We start from the raw sequence: 18,010 nt of genomic DNA, 5'->3' as shown, positions 1-18,010 counted from the left end.
GCCAGATGGTGCGTCAGTTCGGCGGCAAGCATACGCTCGGCCAACTGCTTCTTGAGCAAGCCGGCCAAGCCTGATTCTTTCGATATCGTCTCATGACCTCAACACACAAGAAATCTGACAGGCTCGTGGTTGCCCGTTCGACCCAGCTACGCTCCCTGTCTGGTGCCTACGTCCACGGACTATTGGACGAACCCGATTAGGCTATTGGCAACCTGCTAACCAGGTCATCGGTGGGACGCCTTCGGCTGCGCTGCGCGCACTCAGTATCGCAGGTCGGGTGCCCAGGCACGGAATGCGTCGCTGCTGGCCCGCCACCTCAAGTGAGAATGAGCGGCGGGCCTCCACTTCTACGTTACAGAGGTCAGCAATGCACCAGTCCAACATCGAACCCGATGCCTTCACCCCACCTCGACTTGATGATTCGCTTTCGTGGTTCAGTCCCGAAACCCGCCGCGCAGCGCGTGAAGACGCGCTGCCTGTTCCTCGGCAACTCTTGCTATTGAATCTGTTGGATCAGGCCGATGCGGTTCCGCGAGGCGCGGCCTGCGTGCTGACGTTGGTTACGCACAGCGAATGTGACGCACAGGAAGAGGGAAGCGTAGCCTTGCGGCCGGCTACGTTGGATGCCTTGCGAGGGCTCTGCCGGGCCTCCCTTGGATTGTTGGCCGACAGGGTAGAAGAAGTCGCGGAGGGAATTGAGGAGGCGATGGTCGGGTAACCAATCGCGGCCCATGATGTCGGGTCGGCGGAAGCAGTTGGCCAAAGTCCGACCTTTCCAAAGCCAGAGATGACTGCATGCGACGCATATCGCATGCAGTTGGCATTCAATGGGAATACCGACACCGCAAGAATCCATCCCGCGCCGTGCCGCCGGGCACGAAGCACGCCGAGGACTCGTCCGGGGAACTGACCTCCCGAAGGGACGGAAGGACCATCTGTGGCCGTGTCTGCATGGGTTCTGCTGGCCGCAATTTTGGTATAAAATTTTATACGGATTGTGGGATGGAGAAAGAGATTCGCTGGGTCGGGTCAGCCTACGACGACCTGCTCGCTTTCCCCGCGGAGGCCCGCCAGCAGGCGGGATTCCAGTTAGGCAAGGTCCAGGCGGGGCTGGAACCAGAAGACTGGAAGCCCTTTGACGACATAGGTACTGGCACTCGCGAGATTCGCCTGCGTGATGCGGGAGGGAATTTCGAGTGATGTACGTCGCCAAGTTCGAGGAAGCCGTGTACGTCCTGCACTGCTTCCAGAAGAAGACGCAGGCGACGAACCTGAAGGACAAGCGCATCGCCGAGGCTCGCTATCGAGCTATCGCCAACGCGAGGAAAGGCAAGTCATGAAGATCGACACTGAGATCCGCCACGTAACCAAGCCAGTCGCCAATCTGTTCCTGGAACTGGGGTTTTCGCCCGAGGAAGCCAAGCGGCTGCAGGCGGCGTCGAAAAAGCAGATCAACGACACGAAGCTGCTCAAGGAACAGCTCATGGCCGAACTGGCGGCATGGATTGAGCAACACCACCTGAAACAGGCGGAGGCCGCCGAGATCCTGAGGGTGTCTCGTCCGCGCGTGTCGGACGTAGTGAACCGAAAGACGGCCAAATTCACCATCGACACGTTGGTTGAAATGTTGAGCCGCATTGGCAAGCCCGTCCGCTTGGCAATCGGCCGGTAAGCCAGGGGCGCGCAGTAGCGGCGCGCCGCAAACCTGGCAAACGTATGCATGAGCCCACTGATTCATTTAGATGGCAGGCGCTGGCCAGTCTCAGTGAATCAGTGGACTAGACTTCTCTCCGTCACCTCGCCCCTACTGCTAGCAGGAAACAGAAGGAAAGCAGCCGCCTGCAGCATCCGCGGCCCTTGCCTTTTACCCTTCCACCTCCGCCCACCCCTGCATCGCCTGCCCGCCAGCATTATCGCCAGTCCACAGCACCAGCCGCCCAGCCTGCGCCGGATCGGCTGCGCCGCCGACGATGATGGTGTCCTGGTCGAACAGCGGCGCCAGCCCGCGGAAGCCAAAGCGGCGCACGCGCGCCTGCGGTTGCTCGCGCGCCACCAGGTCCAGCATCAGCATGGCCTGCATCGGCCCGTGCACCACCAGGCCGGGGTAGCCCTCGACCTCGCGCGTGTACTGGCGGTCATAGTGGATGCGGTGGCCGTTGAAGGTCAGTGCCGAGTAGCGGAACAGCATCACCGGGTCTGCCTGCAGCGTGCGCTGCCACTGCGCGGTCTGCTCCAGGCGCGGGCGCGGCGGCTGCGGCTTGGACGGGTCGGGCATGGCGCGGTAGACGATATCGTGGCGCTCGTTGACGGCAGTCTTGCCGTTGACGGTCAGTTCGTGATCGACGGCGACAAACCACAGTTCACCGGTGCGCCCGGTCTTGTACTGCACGTCCTTGATGGTGGAGGTACGCGTGACGGTATCGCCGATATGCAGCGGATGGCCGAAGGTCAGTTCGCTGCCGGCCCACATGCGGCGCGGCAGCGGCACCGGCGGCATGAAGCCGCCCAGGGTGGGATGGCCGTCGCGTCCCAGTTCATGCTGCGGCGCGCGCGGCAGGAAGTAGAGCCAGTGCCACAGCGGCGGCAGCGGGCCGGCGGCAACGGCCTCGGGGTCGAGGTCGAAGGTGGCGGCGAGGCCGGTCACCGGTTCCGGCGACAGCGTTTCGGTGCGCGATTCGCTGCGGCCGATCCAGCCGCGCAGGCGTTCGAGTTCAGGAGTGGCGTCAGTCATGACAGTAGGCCTTGTAATGCGTGAAGGTTGTCGGGCGGCGGGTTATTGCGCTAGTGCCAGCAGCCGGCGAGCCTGCTCGATCACGGGCCGGTCCACCATCTTGCCATCGACCTGCACCGCATGGCTGCCGCTGGCGGTAGCTTCCAGCACGCGGCGGGCCCAGTCGAGCTGCTCGGGGCTGGGCAAGAAGCCTGCGCGTACCGCGCCCAGCTGGGCCGGGTGGATGCAGAGCTTGCCGGCAAAGCCGAGTTCGCGCGCATAGGCAACGTCGCTGGCCAGCACGGCTTCATCCTTCAGCGCGGTGGTCACGCCGTCGACCGGCGGCGGCAGCCCTGCCACGCGTGAGGCCAGCACGATGCGCGCGCGTGCAAAGGCGAGCGCGTCGCGCGTGTGGCTGCAGCCCAGGTCGACCGCATAGTCGAGCGAGCCGAAGGCAAGACGTGCGACGCCGGTGGCCACGGCGTCGATCTGATGCAGACCGAGCGCGGTTTCGATGATCGCGACAAGCTCGCCCTGCGGGTTGATCGCATGCAGGGCCTGCGCGATGGTGGCCAGCGCTGCGGCATCTTCTGCCTTGGGCACCAGCAGGCCGGCCAGCGCGGTGCCCGGCGGCAGCGCGCGCAGCCAGGCCAGGTCGGCGGCAAAGGATTGCGAGGCGCTGTCGTTGATGCGGACAAAGGCGTTGGCCGCGGGCCGTCCGGCCAGCCAGGCAGCGATGGCTTCGCGCGCGGCGGGCTTGGCGTCCGGATGGACCGCGTCCTCGAGGTCCAGGATCATCACATCGGGGCCGGCGGCCGCGGCCTTGTCGAAGCGTTCCGGCCGGTCGCCCGGCACGAACAGGTAGGTGACTGCAGTGGACATGTCTTGGTTCTCAGCCTGCGGCGGGCAGCCAGTCGTTGACGTTCGGGGCCTGTTCCAGCGCCCACACGCGCTGGATGATGGCACGCATTTCGGCATCGCTTGCGCCGTGGCGGAACGCGCCCAGCTGCAGCGCTTTCGCTTCCAGTTCCGGGCGCGACAGGGTGTTGTCGGGATCGCCCTTCGGTACGTCGACGCGCGCCGCCAGCGTGCGGCCGTCGGTGGTCCTGACGGTCACGCGGCCGATCCACTGGCGCGGGTAGGCGGCGTTGATCTCGGCATCCAGTTCCATGCCGACCTTGCCGCGGAAGGCGGTCACCTTCGGGTCCTGCAGCGCATGCTGCTCGAACTCGCCCAGGCCCGCATGGCCGTGCACGGCCACCAGCCCCAGCACCGTGCCCATCGAGAACTTGGCCTGGTGGATGGTGGTGGGGTTGACCACGGGGCCTAGCACGTCGATGGCGCCCTGGTGCACGTGCGTGGTGACGCTGGCGACCTGGTCGGCGCTGATGCCTTCGCGCTCCATCAGCGCCTTGAGCGCATCGGCGGCCGGGTGCGTGTGGCGGCATGAGGCGAAGAACTTGAACGAGGTCTCGGCGGTGGCCCAGCGCGTGCCCAGGCCGTCGGTCAGGCAGGCGGGGTTGGCATCGCTCGACATGCCGGCAGCCATGCCCTGCGCGCCTTCCAGGATCTGCTTCGCGCCGGTGAAGCCGGCCCGCGCGAGCCACGCCGACTGCAGGCCATCGGCCGCGGCCTTGGCGGTATGCAGCTGCTTGGAGTCGGCGGCGTCGCGCAGGAATTCCCACAGGCCCGCGGCCTGCGTGCCGGCCGAGCCCAGTGCCTGGTTGATGCCTTCTGCATCCAGGCCGTAGAGCTTGGCCACGGCGGCGGCGGCGGCCAGGGTGCCCACCGTGCCGGTGGTGTGGAACACGCGGTAGTGCGAACGGCCCATGAATTCGCCGATGCGGATCCCGGCCTCATAACCGGCGATCGAAGCCAGCAGCACTTCGGCGCCGGTCTTGCCCTCGGCCTGCGCGGCTGCCACCACGGCGGGGAACACCACCGCGGCCGGGTGCAGCACCGAGCCGTTGTGCACGTCGTCCTGCTCGACCACGTGCGAGGAGGCGCCGTTGATCAGCGCGGCAAAGTAGGGCGAGGTGCGGCGGCGGTCCACCAGCACTTCGGCGCCGCCTTGCGCCGGACCCATGGCCGCGGCGAACTCCTGCAGCTTGCGCACGGCGGGCGCGTCCTTGCCGGCGATGGCCGAGGCGATCCAGTCCAGGAACAGGTCCTTGGTGCGCTCGATCACGGGCGCGGGCACGTCGGCCAGCTTGAGGTCGGCCAGGAAGTCGCAAAGCTGGCGGGTCGGGTAGGTGGTGTCTGCGGGTTGGCTCATGCCGGCTCCGGAGATTGAGTAGGGGCTTGCGGAAAGGAAAAATGGCGCCCGGTCTTCCCGGGCGCCGGCATTGGCTCAGATGGTCTGCTTGTCCGCCAGCGCGGCGATGTCGCTGTCGGCGTAGCCTAGCTCGGCCAGGATCTGGCGGCTGTGCGCGCCCAGCGCGGGCACATCGCCCATCACCGGCTCCACGCCCGACAGGTTGGCCGGCGGCAGCAGCGCGCCGATGGTGCCGCCGGGCACCGCGACTTCGCGCCAGCGGTTGCGGGCGGCCAGTTGCGGGTGGTTCCAGACGGCTTCGATGTCGTTCATCGGCGCGTTGGCGATCTGGGCGGCGTCCAGCAGTGCCTCCGCCTGCGACACGGTCATCGCGGCAAAGCGATGCTCGATGATCTCGGTCATCGCGGGGCGGTTCTTGACGCGGCCGGAGTTGGTGGCGAAGCGCTCGTCCTGCAGCAGCTCGGGCTGCTCCAGCACCTTCTCGCAGAAGGCACGCCATTCACGCTCGTTCTGCAGGCCGAAGATCACGCTGCCGCCGTCGCCGGTGCGGTGCACGCCGTACGGCGCGATGGCCGGGTGCGAGGCGCCGAAGCGCGCCGGCGGCGTGCCGCCGTAGTGGCCGAAGTAGAGCGCATAGCCCATCCATTCAGACAGCGCTTCGAGCATGGTGACTTCCACGCGCACGCCCTCACCGGTGCGCCCGCGCTGCAGCAGCGCCGACAGTATGCCGGTGTAGGCGTACATGCCGGCGGCGATGTCGGCAATCGAGATGCCCGCGCGCGACGGCTCGTCGGGGCTGCCGGTGATGCCGATCAGGCCGGCCGCGGCCTGGATCAGCAGGTCATAGGCCTTCTTGTCGCGATAGGGTCCGGCATCGCCATAGCCCGAGATATCGCACACGACCAGCTTGCCGTAGCGGGCGTGCAGGGTGTCGAAATCCAGGCCCATGCGCGCGGCGGCGCCGGGGGCCAGGTTCTGCACCAGCACGTCGGCGTCGGCCAGCAGCTGGTGCAGGACCTTCTGCGCCTCGTCCTGCTTCAGGTCCAGCGTCAGGCTTTCCTTGCCGCGGTTGAGCCAGACGAAGTGCGAGGCCTGGCCATGCACGGTCTCGTCATAGCCGCGGGCAAAGTCGCCCGCGCCGGGGCGCTCGACCTTGATCACGCGCGCGCCCAGGTCGGCCAGCTGGCGCGTGGCGAAGGGCGCGGCCACGGCGTGCTCGAGCGAGACCACGCGGATGCCGTCGAGCGGGCGGATACCTTTGGGGGAATGGGACATGCAGGGGCCTTAGAACGAACGCGGCAGCTCAAGCACATGCTCGGTCACGTAGGACAGGATCAGGTTGGTCGAGATCGGCGCCACCTGGTACAGGCGCGTCTCGCGGAACTTGCGTTCGATGTCGTACTCGGCGGCAAAGCCGAAGCCGCCGTGCGTCTGCAGGCAGACGTTGGCCGCTTCCCACGAGGCGTCGGCGGCCAGCAGCTTCGAGATATTGGCTTCCTTGCCGCACGGCTTGCCGGCGTCGAACAATTGCGACGCCTTGTAGCGCATCAGGCTGGCGGCCTCGACATTGATGTAGGAGCGCGCGATCGGGAACTGCACGGCCTGGTTCTGGCCGATCGGACGGTCGAACACGATGCGGTCGCGCGCATAGTTGCTGGCGCGCTCGACAAACCAGTAGCCGTCGCCGATGCACTCGGCGGCGATCAGGATGCGCTCGGCGTTGAGGCCGTCAAGGATGTACTTCAGGCCCTTGCCTTCCTCGCCGATCAGGTTTTCTGCGGGGACTTCCAGGTTGTCGAAGAACAGCTCGTTGGTCTCGTGGTTGACCATGTTACGGATCGGCTTGACCGTCAGGCCCTTGCCGATGGCATCGCGCAGGTCCACCACAAACACCGACAGGCCTTCGGATTTGCGCTTGACCTGATCCAGCGGCGTGGTGCGCGCCAGCAGCAGCATCAGGTCCGAATGCTGCACGCGCGAAATCCATACCTTCTGGCCATTGACGATGTACTTGTCGCCCTGGCGCACCGCGGTGGTCTTGAGCTTGGTGGTATCGGTGCCGGTGGTGGGTTCGGTCACGGCCATCGACTGCATGCGCAGCTCGCCCGAGGCGATGCCCGGCAGCCAGCGCTGTTTCTGCGCTTCGGAGCCGTGGCGCAGCAGGCAGCCCATCACGTACATCTGGCCGTGGCAGGCGCCGGAATTGCCGCCGCTGCGGTTGATTTCTTCCATGATGACCGAGGCCGCGGTCAACGACAGGCCCGAGCCGCCATAGGCTTCGGGGATCAGCGCCGACAGCCAGCCTGCCTGGGTCAGCGCCTGGACAAAGGTCTCAGGAAAGGCGTTCTGCTCTTCCACCCGTTGCCAGTACGCCGAATCGAAGCCGGCGCAGAGGTCGCGCACCGCTTCGCGGATTTCGGGGTACAGCTGGTCTGGATCCGGATGTGCGTGCATGGGGTAGCCCCGCTCAGATTGAATGGGGCCATTATTCCCGAGCCCCCGGCACGCTGAAATTCGGATTTGCGAAAGAGCGGCTTAGGTGGGCCGGAAGCGGGGGCGGCGGAAGCTGCATGCGGCGCCGGGCGCCTGTAGATGCGCAAGAGGCCGGCGCAGCGGCCTCTTGCGAAGGGATGGCAGGCAGGCCGGGCCTGGGAATCAGTGCATAAACAGCCAGATCAGGACGAGGATGAAGGCCGGGACGCCAAGCAGCCAGGCGAGTAGATAGGGCATGATGCAACTCCTGTTGATGACGGTAATCAGTGATTCCAATATAGGAACGCCTCCATGGCGGCACTGTCGGGGAGCTTCCGCTTGCGGTGTAGGACGCAGCCGCGCGCACCTGGCGGGCGGCCCGAACGATGTGGCGCCAGCGCCTTGCGGCCCGCCGGCCCGGTTGCCGGCGGGCCATCCCGTGCTACGCTCAGGTCTGCACCAAAGCACCCGGAGGCGAGCCATGGACGGGGTCTGGTCTGAAGTTTTCAGGGTCTTGCGCGCCGAGTTCGCCGATGTGCCGGACGCTGGCGAGGCCACCCGCATCCTGACGCGCCTGTTCATGGCGATGCTGCTGGGCGGCCTGATCGGCTATCAGCGCGAGGTCTCCGGCAAGGCAGCGGGGCTGCGCACCCATATGCTGGTGGCGCTGGGCTCGGCGCTGTTCGTGCTGGTGCCGCTGCAGGCCGGGGTGCCGCTGGGCGACATCAGCCGCGTGCTGCAGGGGCTGATTGCCGGCATCGGTTTCCTTGGCGCCGGCGCGATCCTGAAGCACAGCGACGAAGCCCACATCGAGGGCCTGACCACCGCGGCCAGCATCTGGATGGTCGCGGCCATCGGCGTGGCTGCTGGCCTGGGGCGCGATACCACTGCGCTGATCGCCACCATCTTCACGCTGGTCATCCTGCAGGTCCTGCATCGCTGGAAATAGCGCACCCGCACCCGGCGCATCCGGCACCCGTGCCGCCTCGCGTGCGCCGGTCTGTTCGCTTGCCCGCCAATTTGCGCCATTTGCCACGGCAATGCGCGCCAGCGCACGCTGCCCGCGCGCGGCGCGCCCTATGCTGTGGCACAGGTTGCGCCGCGATCCACAGGCGCAGCCGTGGCAGAGCAGGGGGAGGTAGCGATGAAATCATCAATTCGTGACGACGCGGCGCTGGCCGCATTCGTGGGGCCGCGCTATGCGTACTACAGCCAGCGCTGGTCCCTGGCCGAGACGCGCGGCGGCATGTCGTGGAACTGGGCGGCGTGCCTGCTGGGACCGTTCTGGATGGCCTACCGGCGCATGTACTGGCAGGTGGGGGTCTTTGCGCTGATCGTCTGCGCCGAGCCTGTGCTGCACGCGCTGTTCGGGCTGAAGATGCCGCTGGCAGTCCGGCCGATGCTGTATGCCATGGCGCTGCTGCTGGGCATGTATGGCAACCAGATCTACCGCTGGCATGCCGAGGCGACCATCCGGCACCTGCGCGAGTACCATTTTTCACCGGAACTGGTGTACGACTCGCTGGCGCGCAGTGGCCGCACCAGCTGGCCCGGTGTGTTCGCCATGGCCCTGCTGCTGGTGGTGATGGCGGTGTCGCTGAGCCCGCTGGCGGGGCTGGTGGTGCAGGGCAGCGGGCTGGCCTCCGGCTGAACGGCCGACGACTTACCCGTCTTACACTGGCTCGCGCGCCGCGTCGACCAGGTACTGGATCAGCGTTTCGGCAAACTGGGGCAGTTCGCGCCCCGGGCGGCGCACCAGGCGCAGCTCGCGCTTGGCCCATTCGTCTTCCAGCTGGATAAAGCGCAGCACCTTGCGGCTGGCGTAGCGGCGCGCGCAGCTGTTGGGCACGATGGCGATGCCCGCGCCGGCCTCGACCATGCGGCATACGGCATCGAAGCTGCCCACCTGGATGCGCAGGCTGATGCGCTTGCCCATGCCGCCGGCGATGCGGTCCAGGAACGACTGGATCGCGCTGAACTGGTTCAGGCCGACAAAACGGCAGGTATCGAGCAGGTCGGCGAAATGCAGCCGCTTGAAGGCGGGCAGCGGGTGGTTGACCGGTGCGATCACGATCAGTTCGTCGCTGCACAGGTGCATCGCGTCCAGGTCCTGGGTGGCGACTTCACCGGCCACGATGCCCAGGTCGGCGGCGCCGGCGCTGATCGCCGAGACGATTTCCTGCGACAGGTGCTCTTCCAGCTCGATGTCCACGTCCGGGTTCTCGCTCAGGAAGCGCGATACGCCGGTGGCCAGGAACGAGTTGGTGGCGGTGGTGTTGGCCAGCAGCCGCACGCGGCCCTTGACGCCCTTGGCATAGGGCCGCAGGTCGGCGTGCAGGCATTCCAGTTCGCGGAAGACCTCGCGCGCGTGGCGCAGCAGCGCATCGCCCGCCGGCGTCAGGCGCACACCCTTGACCTGGCGGATCAGCAATTGTGTCTGGAACGCCTCTTCCAGCTGCTTGATCCGGGTGCTGGCCGCGGGCAGCGACAGGAAGCTGCGTTCGGCCGCGCGGGTCAGGTTCTCCGTCTCGCCGACGTTCAGGAAGAGGCGGAGGTCGGTCAGGTCGTAATGCATGGGCTTCCGTCAGGCCAAAGGCCAGTTTTGTGATTCGTGAATTCCAAAGTCTCGGCCGTCAATTTATCGTATCCACTGCGGCGTGGACATCCGGATTGACCGCATCGGCGGGCGATGCCCGCGGCGCAGGGGTGTTTCGCCGGGTTTGCGGTCGGTGACCGCACAAAAAAGTATTCAGAGGAGCAGCGCAATGAGCGGTTTGATGGCAGGCAAGGTCGCCCTGGTGACGGGCGCAGGTGGTGGAATCGGGCGCGGCATCGCGCTGGCACTGGCCGCCGCCGGCGCCAAGGTGGTGGTGAATGACCTCGGCGTGTCGATGACCGGCGAGGGCGGCGACGCTGGCCCCGCACAGCGCGTGGTGGAGGAAATCCGCGCCGCCGGCGGCGAGGCCGTGGCCAATACCGACAGCGTGTCGACCTGGAACGGCGCCAATGCCATCGTGCAATGCGCGCTGGACAACTTCGGCCGCATCGACGCCGTGGTCAACAACGCCGGCAACCTGCGCGACCGCATGTTCTTCAAGATGAATGAAGAAGAATGGCGCTCGGTGATCGACGTGCACCTGCACGGCACCTTCTTCGTCAGCCGCGCCGCGGCCAACTACTTCAAGGACCAGGAGAGCGGCGCCTACGTGCACATGACCTCCACCTCCGGCCTGATCGGCAACCTGGGCCAGGCCAACTATTCGGCGGCCAAGCTGGGCATTGCCGCGTTGTCCAAGTCGATCGCGCTGGACATGCAGCGCTTCAACGTGCGCTCGAACTGCATCGCGCCGTTCGCCTGGAGCCGCATGACCAGCTCGATCCCGGCCGAAACGCCGGAAGAAAAGGCACGCGTGGCCAAGCTGCAGAAGATGGAAGCCGGCAAGATCGCGCCGGTGGCGGTCTACCTTGCCAGCCCGGCCGCCAGCGAAGTCAACGGCCAGATCTTCGCGGTGCGCGCCAACGAAATCATCCTGATGAGCCAGCCGCGCCCGGTGCGCTCGGTGCATATGAGCGATGGCTGGACGCCTGAGACCGTGGGCGAGATCGCCATGCCGGCCATGCGCTCCAGCTTCTTCAAGCTGGAGCGTTCGCCCGACGTGATCAGCTGGGACCCGATCTGATGGCGGGCAGCCAGGCCCCGACGCACGGCGCGCTTGCCGGCGTGCGGGTGCTGGACCTGTCGCGCATCCTGGCCGGTCCCTGGTGCGCGCAGAACCTGGCGGACCTGGGCGCCGAGGTCATCAAGGTGGAGCGGCCCGGCGCGGGCGACGACACCCGTTCGTGGGGGCCGCCCTGGCTGCCCGGCGCGGACGGGCAGCCGTCGCGCGACGCCACCTACTTTGCCGGTGCCAACCGCGGCAAGCAGTCGGTGACGCTCGATATCGCCAGCCCGCAAGGGCAGGAGATCGCGCGGCAACTGGCGGCGAAGTCGCAGATCGTGCTGGAGAACTACAAGGTCGGCGACCTGAAGCGTTACGGGCTGGACTATGACAGCCTCAAGGCGATCAACCCGTCCATCGTCTACTGCTCGATCACGGGCTACGGCCAGACCGGGCCGAGCGCGCACAAGCCCGGCTATGACTTCATCTTCCAGGGCCTGGGCGGCCTGATGAGCGTCACCGGCGAGCGCGACGACCTGCCCGGCGGCGGGCCGCAGAAGGTGGGCGTGGCGGTGGTCGACATGCTGACCGGCATGTATGCCACCGTGGCCGTGCTGGCCGCCTTGCGCCATGCCGAACGCACCGGCGAGGGCCAGCATATCGACATGGCCCTGCTCGATGCGGTGGTGGCGGTCGGCGCCACGCCGATCATCGCCCAGCGCGTGACCGGCAAGGCCATGCCGCGCTACGGCAACGCGCACGCCAATATGGTGCCCTACCATGTGTTCGCCACCGCCGACGGCTACATGATCGTCGCGGCCGGCAACGACGGGCAGTGGCAGGCGTATTGCCGCGGCGTCGAGCGTCCCGACCTGGCCGCCGACGAGCGCTTTGCCACCGGCCCCGGCCGCATCATCCATCGCGACACGCTGGTGCCGCTGCTTGAGGCGCATATGCGCACGCGGCCGACGGCGCACTGGGTGCAGGCGCTGGAAGCGCAGGGCATCCCGTGCGGGCCGATCAACGACTACGGCCAGGTGCTGGAAGACCCGCAGGTGCGGCATCGCGAGCTGCAGGTCGACCTGGTGCGCGACGATGGCAGCCTGTGCCCGACCGTCAAGAGCCCGCTGCGGCTGTCCGCGACCCCGGTGCAATACGACGCCCCGCCGCCGCGGCTGGGCGAGCATACCGGGCAGGTGCTGGAATCGGTGCTGGGCCTGTCGGCCGAGCGCATCGCCAGGCTGCGCGAGCAAGGCGTGGTCTGACTGGTGACGGGTGCCTGGCAGGCAACTGCCGGGCACCGCCTGCTTCCGGGCGGATCACCAGGCCTCTGCACAAAGTCCCCCCATCGCCTAGGCTGTCTGGGTAGCGGCCCGAACCGTGATTCCCGGGATCCCCACAGGAGACAGCCATGAACGAAGAGACCTTCAACCTCAGCATCCGCAAGTTCCTGAAGGTGGTCGGCGTCAGCTCACAGCGCGAGATCGAACAGGCGATAGCCAGGGCCATGGCCGACGGTACCATCGCCGGCAATGAGCACTTGCCGGTGTCGGTGACGCTGGAACTGGCGGGTGTCAAGCTCCAGGCGCGCTTTGAGGGTGAAATCCAGCTTGAGTAAGGCGGTCATGGCGGTGCTCGTTTTGGTTCTGTTTCTTGCGTGAAACGCCAAAAGGATGACCCCGCCCGGTCCTTTTGTTGCGCCATCTGATCCATCCGCAGTATGGGCGCGCAGGGCCCCTTCACATATTCTTCCCGGAAACGTCGAACCAATGGGACCGGGGGGACACCATGGCTGGATGCAACGAGCGCATGCCTTGCGCAGGGGGCGCGGTATGTGCAGGCCGTGCAACGCGACGTGCGCAAGCGTGGGTTGCACGCCACCGCACGGGCCACGGGCCACTCTGAAGCGCGGGGGCCGTTGCCATGCATGCCGCCGCCACTACGCCCGCAAGGAACATCGAGGACACCGGCTGGAACCTGCCGGATCCGCCAGGTCGGCACGCGCGCCCCGATGATCCGCTGCTGGCGTGCCTGCTCTGGCTGGCCCGGCGCTTCCAGCGGCCAGTCGCGGCCGAAGCCCTGATTGCGGGCCTGCCGCTGGAGGCGGATCGCCTGACCGCTGCCTTGTTTCCACGCGCGGCCGCACGCGCCGGCATGTCGGCGCGGCTGGTCAAGCGCCCGCTGGACGACATCCCGGACCTGGTGCTGCCCGCCATCCTGCTGCTCGACCAGAGCGAGGCCTGCGTATTGCTGCGCCGTGGCGACGAGGGCATGCTGCTGGTCTCGCAGCCGGAGTGGGGCGACGGCGAGCAGCCGGTCCGCCAGGAAGACTTGCTGGCCCGGTACACCGGCCATGCCATCTTCGCCCGGCCCGCGCACCGCTTCGAGGCGGCGGGCGATGCCGGGCCGGCGTCGCCGCATGGATGGTTCTGGGGCGTGATGCGCCAGTCGTGGCCGCTCTATGGCGAGGTGCTGGTTGCCTCGCTGCTGCTCAGCCTGTTCGCGCTGGTCATGCCGCTGTTCACCATGAACGTCTATGACCGCGTGGTGCCGAACCATGCGCTGGAAACGCTGTGGGCGCTGGCCATCGGTGTGGGCCTGGTGCTTGGCTTCGAACTGGTGATGCGTACGCTGCGGGGCTATTTTGTCGACGTGGCGGGCCGGCGCATCGATGTCACGGTCTCCGCGACGGTGTTCGAGAAGGTGCTGGGCATCGAGATGAAGGCGCGGCCGGCGTCGGTGGGCAGCCTGAGCAGCCAGCTGCATGAATTCGAGTCGGTGCGCGAGTTCCTGACCTCGGCCACCATCACGACCCTGGTCGACCTTCCGTTCGCCGCGGTCTTCATTGCGGCCATGTTCTGGGTCGGTGGCCCGCTGGCCTGGGTGCCGCTGCTGGCGGTGCCGCTGGTGATCGGCACCAGCCTGCTGCTGCAGGGGCCGCTGTCGCGCGCGGTACGCGCCAGCAGCGCCTGCGCGGCCCAGCGCCAGGCCGCACTGGTCGAAACCCTGGTGGGGCTGGAGACCATCAAGACCAGCGGTGCCGAAGGTGCCGCCCAGCGCAAATGGGAGCAGGTGGTCGGGCAGATGGCGCAACTGGGACTGCGGGCGCGGCTGCTCTCCGCCTGCGTGATCAACCTTTCGCTGTTCGTCCAGCAGGCCGCCACGCTGGTGGTGGTGGTGATCGGTGTCTACCTGATCGCCGACGACCGGCTGACCACGGGCGGCCTGATTGCCTGCACCATCCTTGCCGGCCGCGCGCTGGCGCCGCTCTCGCAAGTGGCCGGGCTGACCACCCGCTATCACCAGGCGCGCACTGCGCTGGCCGGCATTGACCGCATGATGGCGCTGCCCGTCGAGCGCCCGCCCGGCAAGCATTTCCTGCACCGCCCGCCGCTGCGCGGCGAAATCGAGTTCCGGCAGGTCAGCTTTCGCTATCCGGGCCGCGACATCGCGGCACTGGATGGGGTCTCGTTCCGCATTGGCAGCGGCGAGCGGGTTGGCCTGATCGGCCGCATCGGCTCAGGCAAGACCACCATCGAGAAGCTGATCCTCGGCCTGTACGCACCGGATGCCGGCACCGTACTGGTCGACGGCGCGGAGGTGCGCCAGCTGGACCCGGCCGCGTTGCGGCGCGACATCGGCTATGTGCCGCAGGACGTGATGCTGTTCAGCGGGACGCTGCGCGACAACATCGTGATGGGCGCCCCGTACGCCGACGACGAAGCCGTGCTGCGCGCGGCGCGCCTGGGCGGCGTGAGCGACTTTGTCGATCGCCTGCCGGACGGCTATGACCTGCGCCTGGGAGAGCGCGGCGAAGGCCTTTCGGGCGGCCAGCGCCAGGCCATTGCCATTGCCCGTGCCGAGTTGCTGCAGCCGCCGCTGCTGCTGCTCGACGAACCCAGCAGCGCCATGGACAACCGTACCGAGGAGCAGTTCAAGGCGCGCCTGGCCTTAGCGCTGGGCGGGCGCACGCTGATCCTGGTCACGCATCGCGGCTCGCTGCTCAGCCTGGTCGATCGCCTGATCGTGATGGACCAGGGCCGCATCGTCGCCGATGGCCCCAAGGCCGAAGTCCTGAATGCGCTCGCGGGGAGGAAGCTCCATGTCGCTTCAGCCTGATCCGCAACGCATGGGGCCAGTGCGGCGCCTGATCGCCGCGCTGAGGCCGCGTGCCGACGACACCGCCTTCATGTGCGAGCGCGATGCGGCCGCGCTGGCGCAACCGCGCTATTTCACGCACTGGATCCTCTGGTCCGCCCTGGTCTTCGTACTGGTGGCGCTGGCCTGGGCCGCGCTGGCGCAGGTGGACGAGGTGGCCGTGGGCGAGGGCAAGGTGATCCCGTCGAGCCAGGTGCAGGTGGTGCAGAACCTCGAAGGCGGGATCATCGCCGAGATCATGGTGCGACCGGGGCAGGTGGTGAACAAGGACCAGCCGCTGATGCGCATCGACGATACCCGCTTCACGGCTTCCTACCAGGAAGGCCGCACCAGGGACGATGCGCTGGTGGCACGCATTGCGCGCCTGGGCGCCGAGGCCGACGGCACGGCGTTCGTGGCGAGCGCGCCGGCCGATGCCGAGGGCCGCCGCTTCGTGTCCGAGGAGCGCGCGCTGTTCGAGTCGCGCAAGCGCGCGTTAGATGCCAATCTCGCCGTGCTGCGCCAGCAGTCAGAGCAACGGCGGCAGGAGCTGACCGAGAAGCGCTCGCGCGAGCAGCAACTGCGGCAGAGCCATCGGCTGGTGGCGCAGGAGCTGGCCATGATGCGCCCGATGGTGGCGCAGGGCGTGGTGTCCGAGGTCGACCTGCTGCGGCTTGAGCGCCAGGCCAATGACCTGAAAGGCGAACTCGAGGCCGCGCGGCTCGCCATGCCGCGCCTGGAGGCCGCCTACCGCGAGAGCCAGCAGAAAGCCGACGAACTGGGCACGCATTATCGCGCCGAGGCCATGAAAGAGCTCAACCAGGCCAAGGCCGAACAGGCCGCGCAGAGCGCCACCAACACGGCGCTGCAGGACCGCGTCGATCGCACCCTGGTGCGCGCCCCGCTTGCCGGCGTCATCAAGCAGATCAAGATCAATACCGTGGGCGGCGTGGTGCAGCCCGGCATGGACCTGCTGGAGATCGTCCCGCTGGAAGACACGCTGTTGGTCGAGGCGCGCGTGCGGCCTGCCGACATTGCCTTCCTGCGGCCCGGCCAGCCGGCGGTGGTCAAGCTGTCGGCCTACGACTTTTCGATCTATGGCGGCTTTGCCGGCACCGTGGAGCATATCAGCGCCGATACGCTGACACCGGAGCGCCCGGGCGAGCGCCCGGAAAGCTACTACCTGGTGCGCGTGCGCACGCGCGACAACCGGCCAGGCGGCAGTGCCGTGCAGGTACCCATCCTGCCCGGCATGGTGGCCACGGTCGATGTGCTGACCGGGCAGAAGACGGTGCTCCATTACCTGCTCAAGCCCATCATCAAGACCAGGGAACTGGCGTTCCGGGAACGATAAGAACGGGGCGGACTGCCCACGACGATAACAAGCAAGGCATGGCCGGCAGGCCGGCATTCAGGACGGAGAGTAATCATGGCAACCCTGACAGGTAGCAACGGCAGCGACAGCATCAGCGGCACCACGTCCGCCGACACCATCCTGAGCGGCAATGGCAATGACTACGTCAGCGCCGGCGATGGCAACGACTATGTCGATGCCGGCAACGGCGACGATATCGTCGAAGGCGGCAGCGGCGACGACACGCTGCTGGGCGCCAACGGCAAGGACCGCGTGTTCGGCGGGCTCGGCAATGACAACTTGTCGGGTGGCAACGGCACCGACGCGGTCTATGGCGGCAGCGGCGATGACGTGATCGGCAGCATCGACGGCTCGTCGGCGCTTTACACCGGCGACAATGGCGGCGATACGCTGTATGGCGACGGCTACGACAGCTACGCCGACTACCTGCTCGGTGCCGGCCATGAGTCAGCCCGGCCGGGTAACGACCGCATCTATGGCGGCAACGGCGACGACCTGATCTACGGAGACAACGGCAACAATGCCGCCCTGGGCGGCGATGACATCATCGCCGGTGGCAACGGCAAGGACACCATCTACGGTGAAGGCGGCAACGACAAGATCTCCGGCGGGGCAGGCGGCGATACCCTGAGCGGCGGCAGCGGCGCTGACGTCTTTGTCTATAACGCCGTCTCCGACTCCACCGCGGCCGGCATGGATGTGATCACCGACTTCCAGCGCGGCGTGGACCACCTCGACTTGCGGCCCGTGCTGGGCGACACTGGCTTTGAATGGGGTGGCCGCCAGCCCACGGCCCACGGCGCCTGGTTCCAGCAATCGGGGGGCAATACCTATGTCTACGTGGATGTCGACGGCAATCCCGTCACGGCGGAAATGGTCATCAAGCTCAACGGCCTGCACGAACTGAGCAAGTCGGACTTCGCTGGCTACGACAACCATGCGCCAACGGCAGTGGCCGATACCCACGCGATCGGCGAGAACAACTCTCCGAATCCGATCACCGGCAATGTGCTGTCGAACGACAGCGACGTCGATGCGGGCAACGTGCTGGCCGTGGCCAATCCCGGCACCTATGCCGGCCAGTACGGCACGCTGACGCTCCACACCGACGGCAGCTACAGCTATGAGTTGGACAACGGCAATGGCCAGGTGCAGGCATTGCGGCAGGGCCAGCAAGTCCAGGACACGTTCAACTATGAGGTGTCCGACGGGCAGGCCGGTGCGGCTTCTTCGCTGAGCATCCGGATTACGGGTGCCAACGATGGAGCCACCATCACGGCCTCAGCCAGTGAAGACAAGGCGGTCACCGAAGCCGGCGGCGCAGGCAATGCTGAAACTGGCGACGCATCCGCCAGCGGCAAGCTGACGGTCACTGACGTCGA

General features: G+C 67.1%; 16 protein-coding genes and 1 pseudogene. 11 read left to right on the top strand and 6 right to left on the bottom strand.

The features are described 5' to 3' along the window. The first annotated feature begins 367 nt into the window (after positions 1-367). The 3 genes and pseudogenes from AC1Q7H_RS38465 to AC1Q7H_RS38455 all read left to right on the top strand — a co-directional run bounded on the left by AC1Q7H_RS38465 (position 368) and on the right by AC1Q7H_RS38455 (position 1,672). Positions 368-718: a hypothetical protein gene (locus tag AC1Q7H_RS38465; RefSeq protein WP_211979706.1), complete on the top strand. Its 351-nt coding sequence runs from the start codon at positions 368-370 to the stop codon at positions 716-718. 284 nt (positions 719-1,002) lie between these two features. Further along, positions 1,003-1,340, top strand: a pseudogene (locus AC1Q7H_RS38460) (type II toxin-antitoxin system RelE/ParE family toxin). After that, positions 1,337-1,672, top strand: coding sequence for a helix-turn-helix domain-containing protein (locus AC1Q7H_RS38455; protein WP_211979707.1), 336 nt, complete (start codon positions 1,337-1,339; stop codon positions 1,670-1,672). Before AC1Q7H_RS38460 ends, AC1Q7H_RS38455 begins: the two are co-directional and overlap by 4 nt. Positions 1,673-1,864: 192 nt before the next feature. Here the strand turns inward: AC1Q7H_RS38455 and AC1Q7H_RS38450 are convergent, their stop codons facing one another. The 5 genes from AC1Q7H_RS38450 to AC1Q7H_RS38430 all read right to left on the bottom strand — a co-directional run bounded on the left by AC1Q7H_RS38450 (position 1,865) and on the right by AC1Q7H_RS38430 (position 7,439). After that, positions 1,865-2,731 carry an HTD2 family dehydratase gene (locus tag AC1Q7H_RS38450; protein ID WP_013952324.1) on the bottom strand — a complete coding sequence of 289 codons (867 nt, stop codon included), beginning with the start codon at positions 2,729-2,731 and terminating at the stop codon, positions 1,865-1,867. A 42-nt stretch (positions 2,732-2,773) separates the two neighbouring features. Then, positions 2,774-3,592, bottom strand: coding sequence for an HpcH/HpaI aldolase/citrate lyase family protein (locus tag AC1Q7H_RS38445; protein WP_013952325.1), 819 nt, complete (start codon positions 3,590-3,592; stop codon positions 2,774-2,776). 10 nt (positions 3,593-3,602) lie between these two features. Further along, positions 3,603-4,985: an MmgE/PrpD family protein gene (locus AC1Q7H_RS38440; RefSeq protein WP_013952326.1), complete on the bottom strand. Its 1,383-nt coding sequence runs from the start codon at positions 4,983-4,985 to the stop codon at positions 3,603-3,605. A gap of 75 nt (positions 4,986-5,060) precedes the next feature. Then, the gene (locus AC1Q7H_RS38435) at positions 5,061-6,260 is read right to left on the bottom strand and encodes a CaiB/BaiF CoA transferase family protein (RefSeq protein WP_492382439.1); all 1,200 of its coding nucleotides are present in this window, start codon (positions 6,258-6,260) and stop codon (positions 5,061-5,063) included. 9 nt (positions 6,261-6,269) lie between these two features. Beyond that, entirely contained in the window at positions 6,270-7,439 is a 1,170-nt protein-coding gene (locus tag AC1Q7H_RS38430) for an acyl-CoA dehydrogenase family protein (RefSeq protein WP_492382438.1), read from the bottom strand. A 499-nt stretch (positions 7,440-7,938) separates the two neighbouring features. Between AC1Q7H_RS38430 and AC1Q7H_RS38425 the strand changes: the two genes are divergently transcribed. Both AC1Q7H_RS38425 and AC1Q7H_RS38420 read left to right on the top strand, forming a co-directional pair. Next, complete coding sequence (locus tag AC1Q7H_RS38425) at positions 7,939-8,406, top strand: MgtC/SapB family protein (protein WP_153953811.1); 468 nt, start codon at positions 7,939-7,941, stop codon at positions 8,404-8,406. A gap of 195 nt (positions 8,407-8,601) precedes the next feature. Then, a complete protein-coding gene (locus AC1Q7H_RS38420) occupies positions 8,602-9,108 on the top strand; it encodes a DUF2628 domain-containing protein (RefSeq protein WP_013952330.1) in 507 nt (168 codons plus the stop codon). Positions 9,109-9,129: 21 nt separating this feature from the next. Here the strand turns inward: AC1Q7H_RS38420 and AC1Q7H_RS38415 are convergent, their stop codons facing one another. Next, positions 9,130-10,032, bottom strand: coding sequence for a LysR family transcriptional regulator (locus tag AC1Q7H_RS38415; protein WP_010813949.1), 903 nt, complete (start codon positions 10,030-10,032; stop codon positions 9,130-9,132). Between the two features lie 190 nt (positions 10,033-10,222). On the opposite strand from AC1Q7H_RS38415, the gene AC1Q7H_RS38410 reads away from it, so the two are divergent. The 6 genes from AC1Q7H_RS38410 to AC1Q7H_RS38385 form a co-directional block, all read left to right on the top strand. Beyond that, entirely contained in the window at positions 10,223-11,137 is a 915-nt protein-coding gene (locus AC1Q7H_RS38410) for an SDR family NAD(P)-dependent oxidoreductase (protein ID WP_153953810.1), read from the top strand. Continuing rightward, positions 11,137-12,381 carry a CaiB/BaiF CoA transferase family protein gene (locus AC1Q7H_RS38405; RefSeq protein WP_153953809.1) on the top strand — a complete coding sequence of 415 codons (1,245 nt, stop codon included), beginning with the start codon at positions 11,137-11,139 and terminating at the stop codon, positions 12,379-12,381. The genes AC1Q7H_RS38410 and AC1Q7H_RS38405 overlap by 1 nt, the downstream gene beginning before the upstream one ends. Before the next feature lie 146 nt (positions 12,382-12,527). Beyond that, entirely contained in the window at positions 12,528-12,734 is a 207-nt protein-coding gene (locus AC1Q7H_RS38400; RefSeq protein ID WP_010813946.1) for a DUF6494 family protein, read from the top strand. A 305-nt stretch (positions 12,735-13,039) separates the two neighbouring features. Then, complete coding sequence (locus tag AC1Q7H_RS38395; RefSeq protein ID WP_013952332.1) at positions 13,040-15,235, top strand: type I secretion system permease/ATPase; 2,196 nt, start codon at positions 13,040-13,042, stop codon at positions 15,233-15,235. Next, the gene (locus tag AC1Q7H_RS38390) at positions 15,219-16,607 is read left to right on the top strand and encodes an HlyD family type I secretion periplasmic adaptor subunit (RefSeq protein ID WP_492382437.1); all 1,389 of its coding nucleotides are present in this window, start codon (positions 15,219-15,221) and stop codon (positions 16,605-16,607) included. Before AC1Q7H_RS38395 ends, AC1Q7H_RS38390 begins: the two co-directional genes overlap by 17 nt. A 75-nt stretch (positions 16,608-16,682) precedes the next feature. Next, the coding region (locus AC1Q7H_RS38385) for a VCBS domain-containing protein (RefSeq protein ID WP_492382436.1) at positions 16,683-18,010 on the top strand (1,328 nt) is incomplete at its 3' end.

Source organism: Cupriavidus sp. GW823-FHT06D04 (assembly GCF_058795055.1).
Note: the sequence above shows the minus strand (reverse complement) of the source record. Positions and strands in the feature narration are given on the sequence as shown.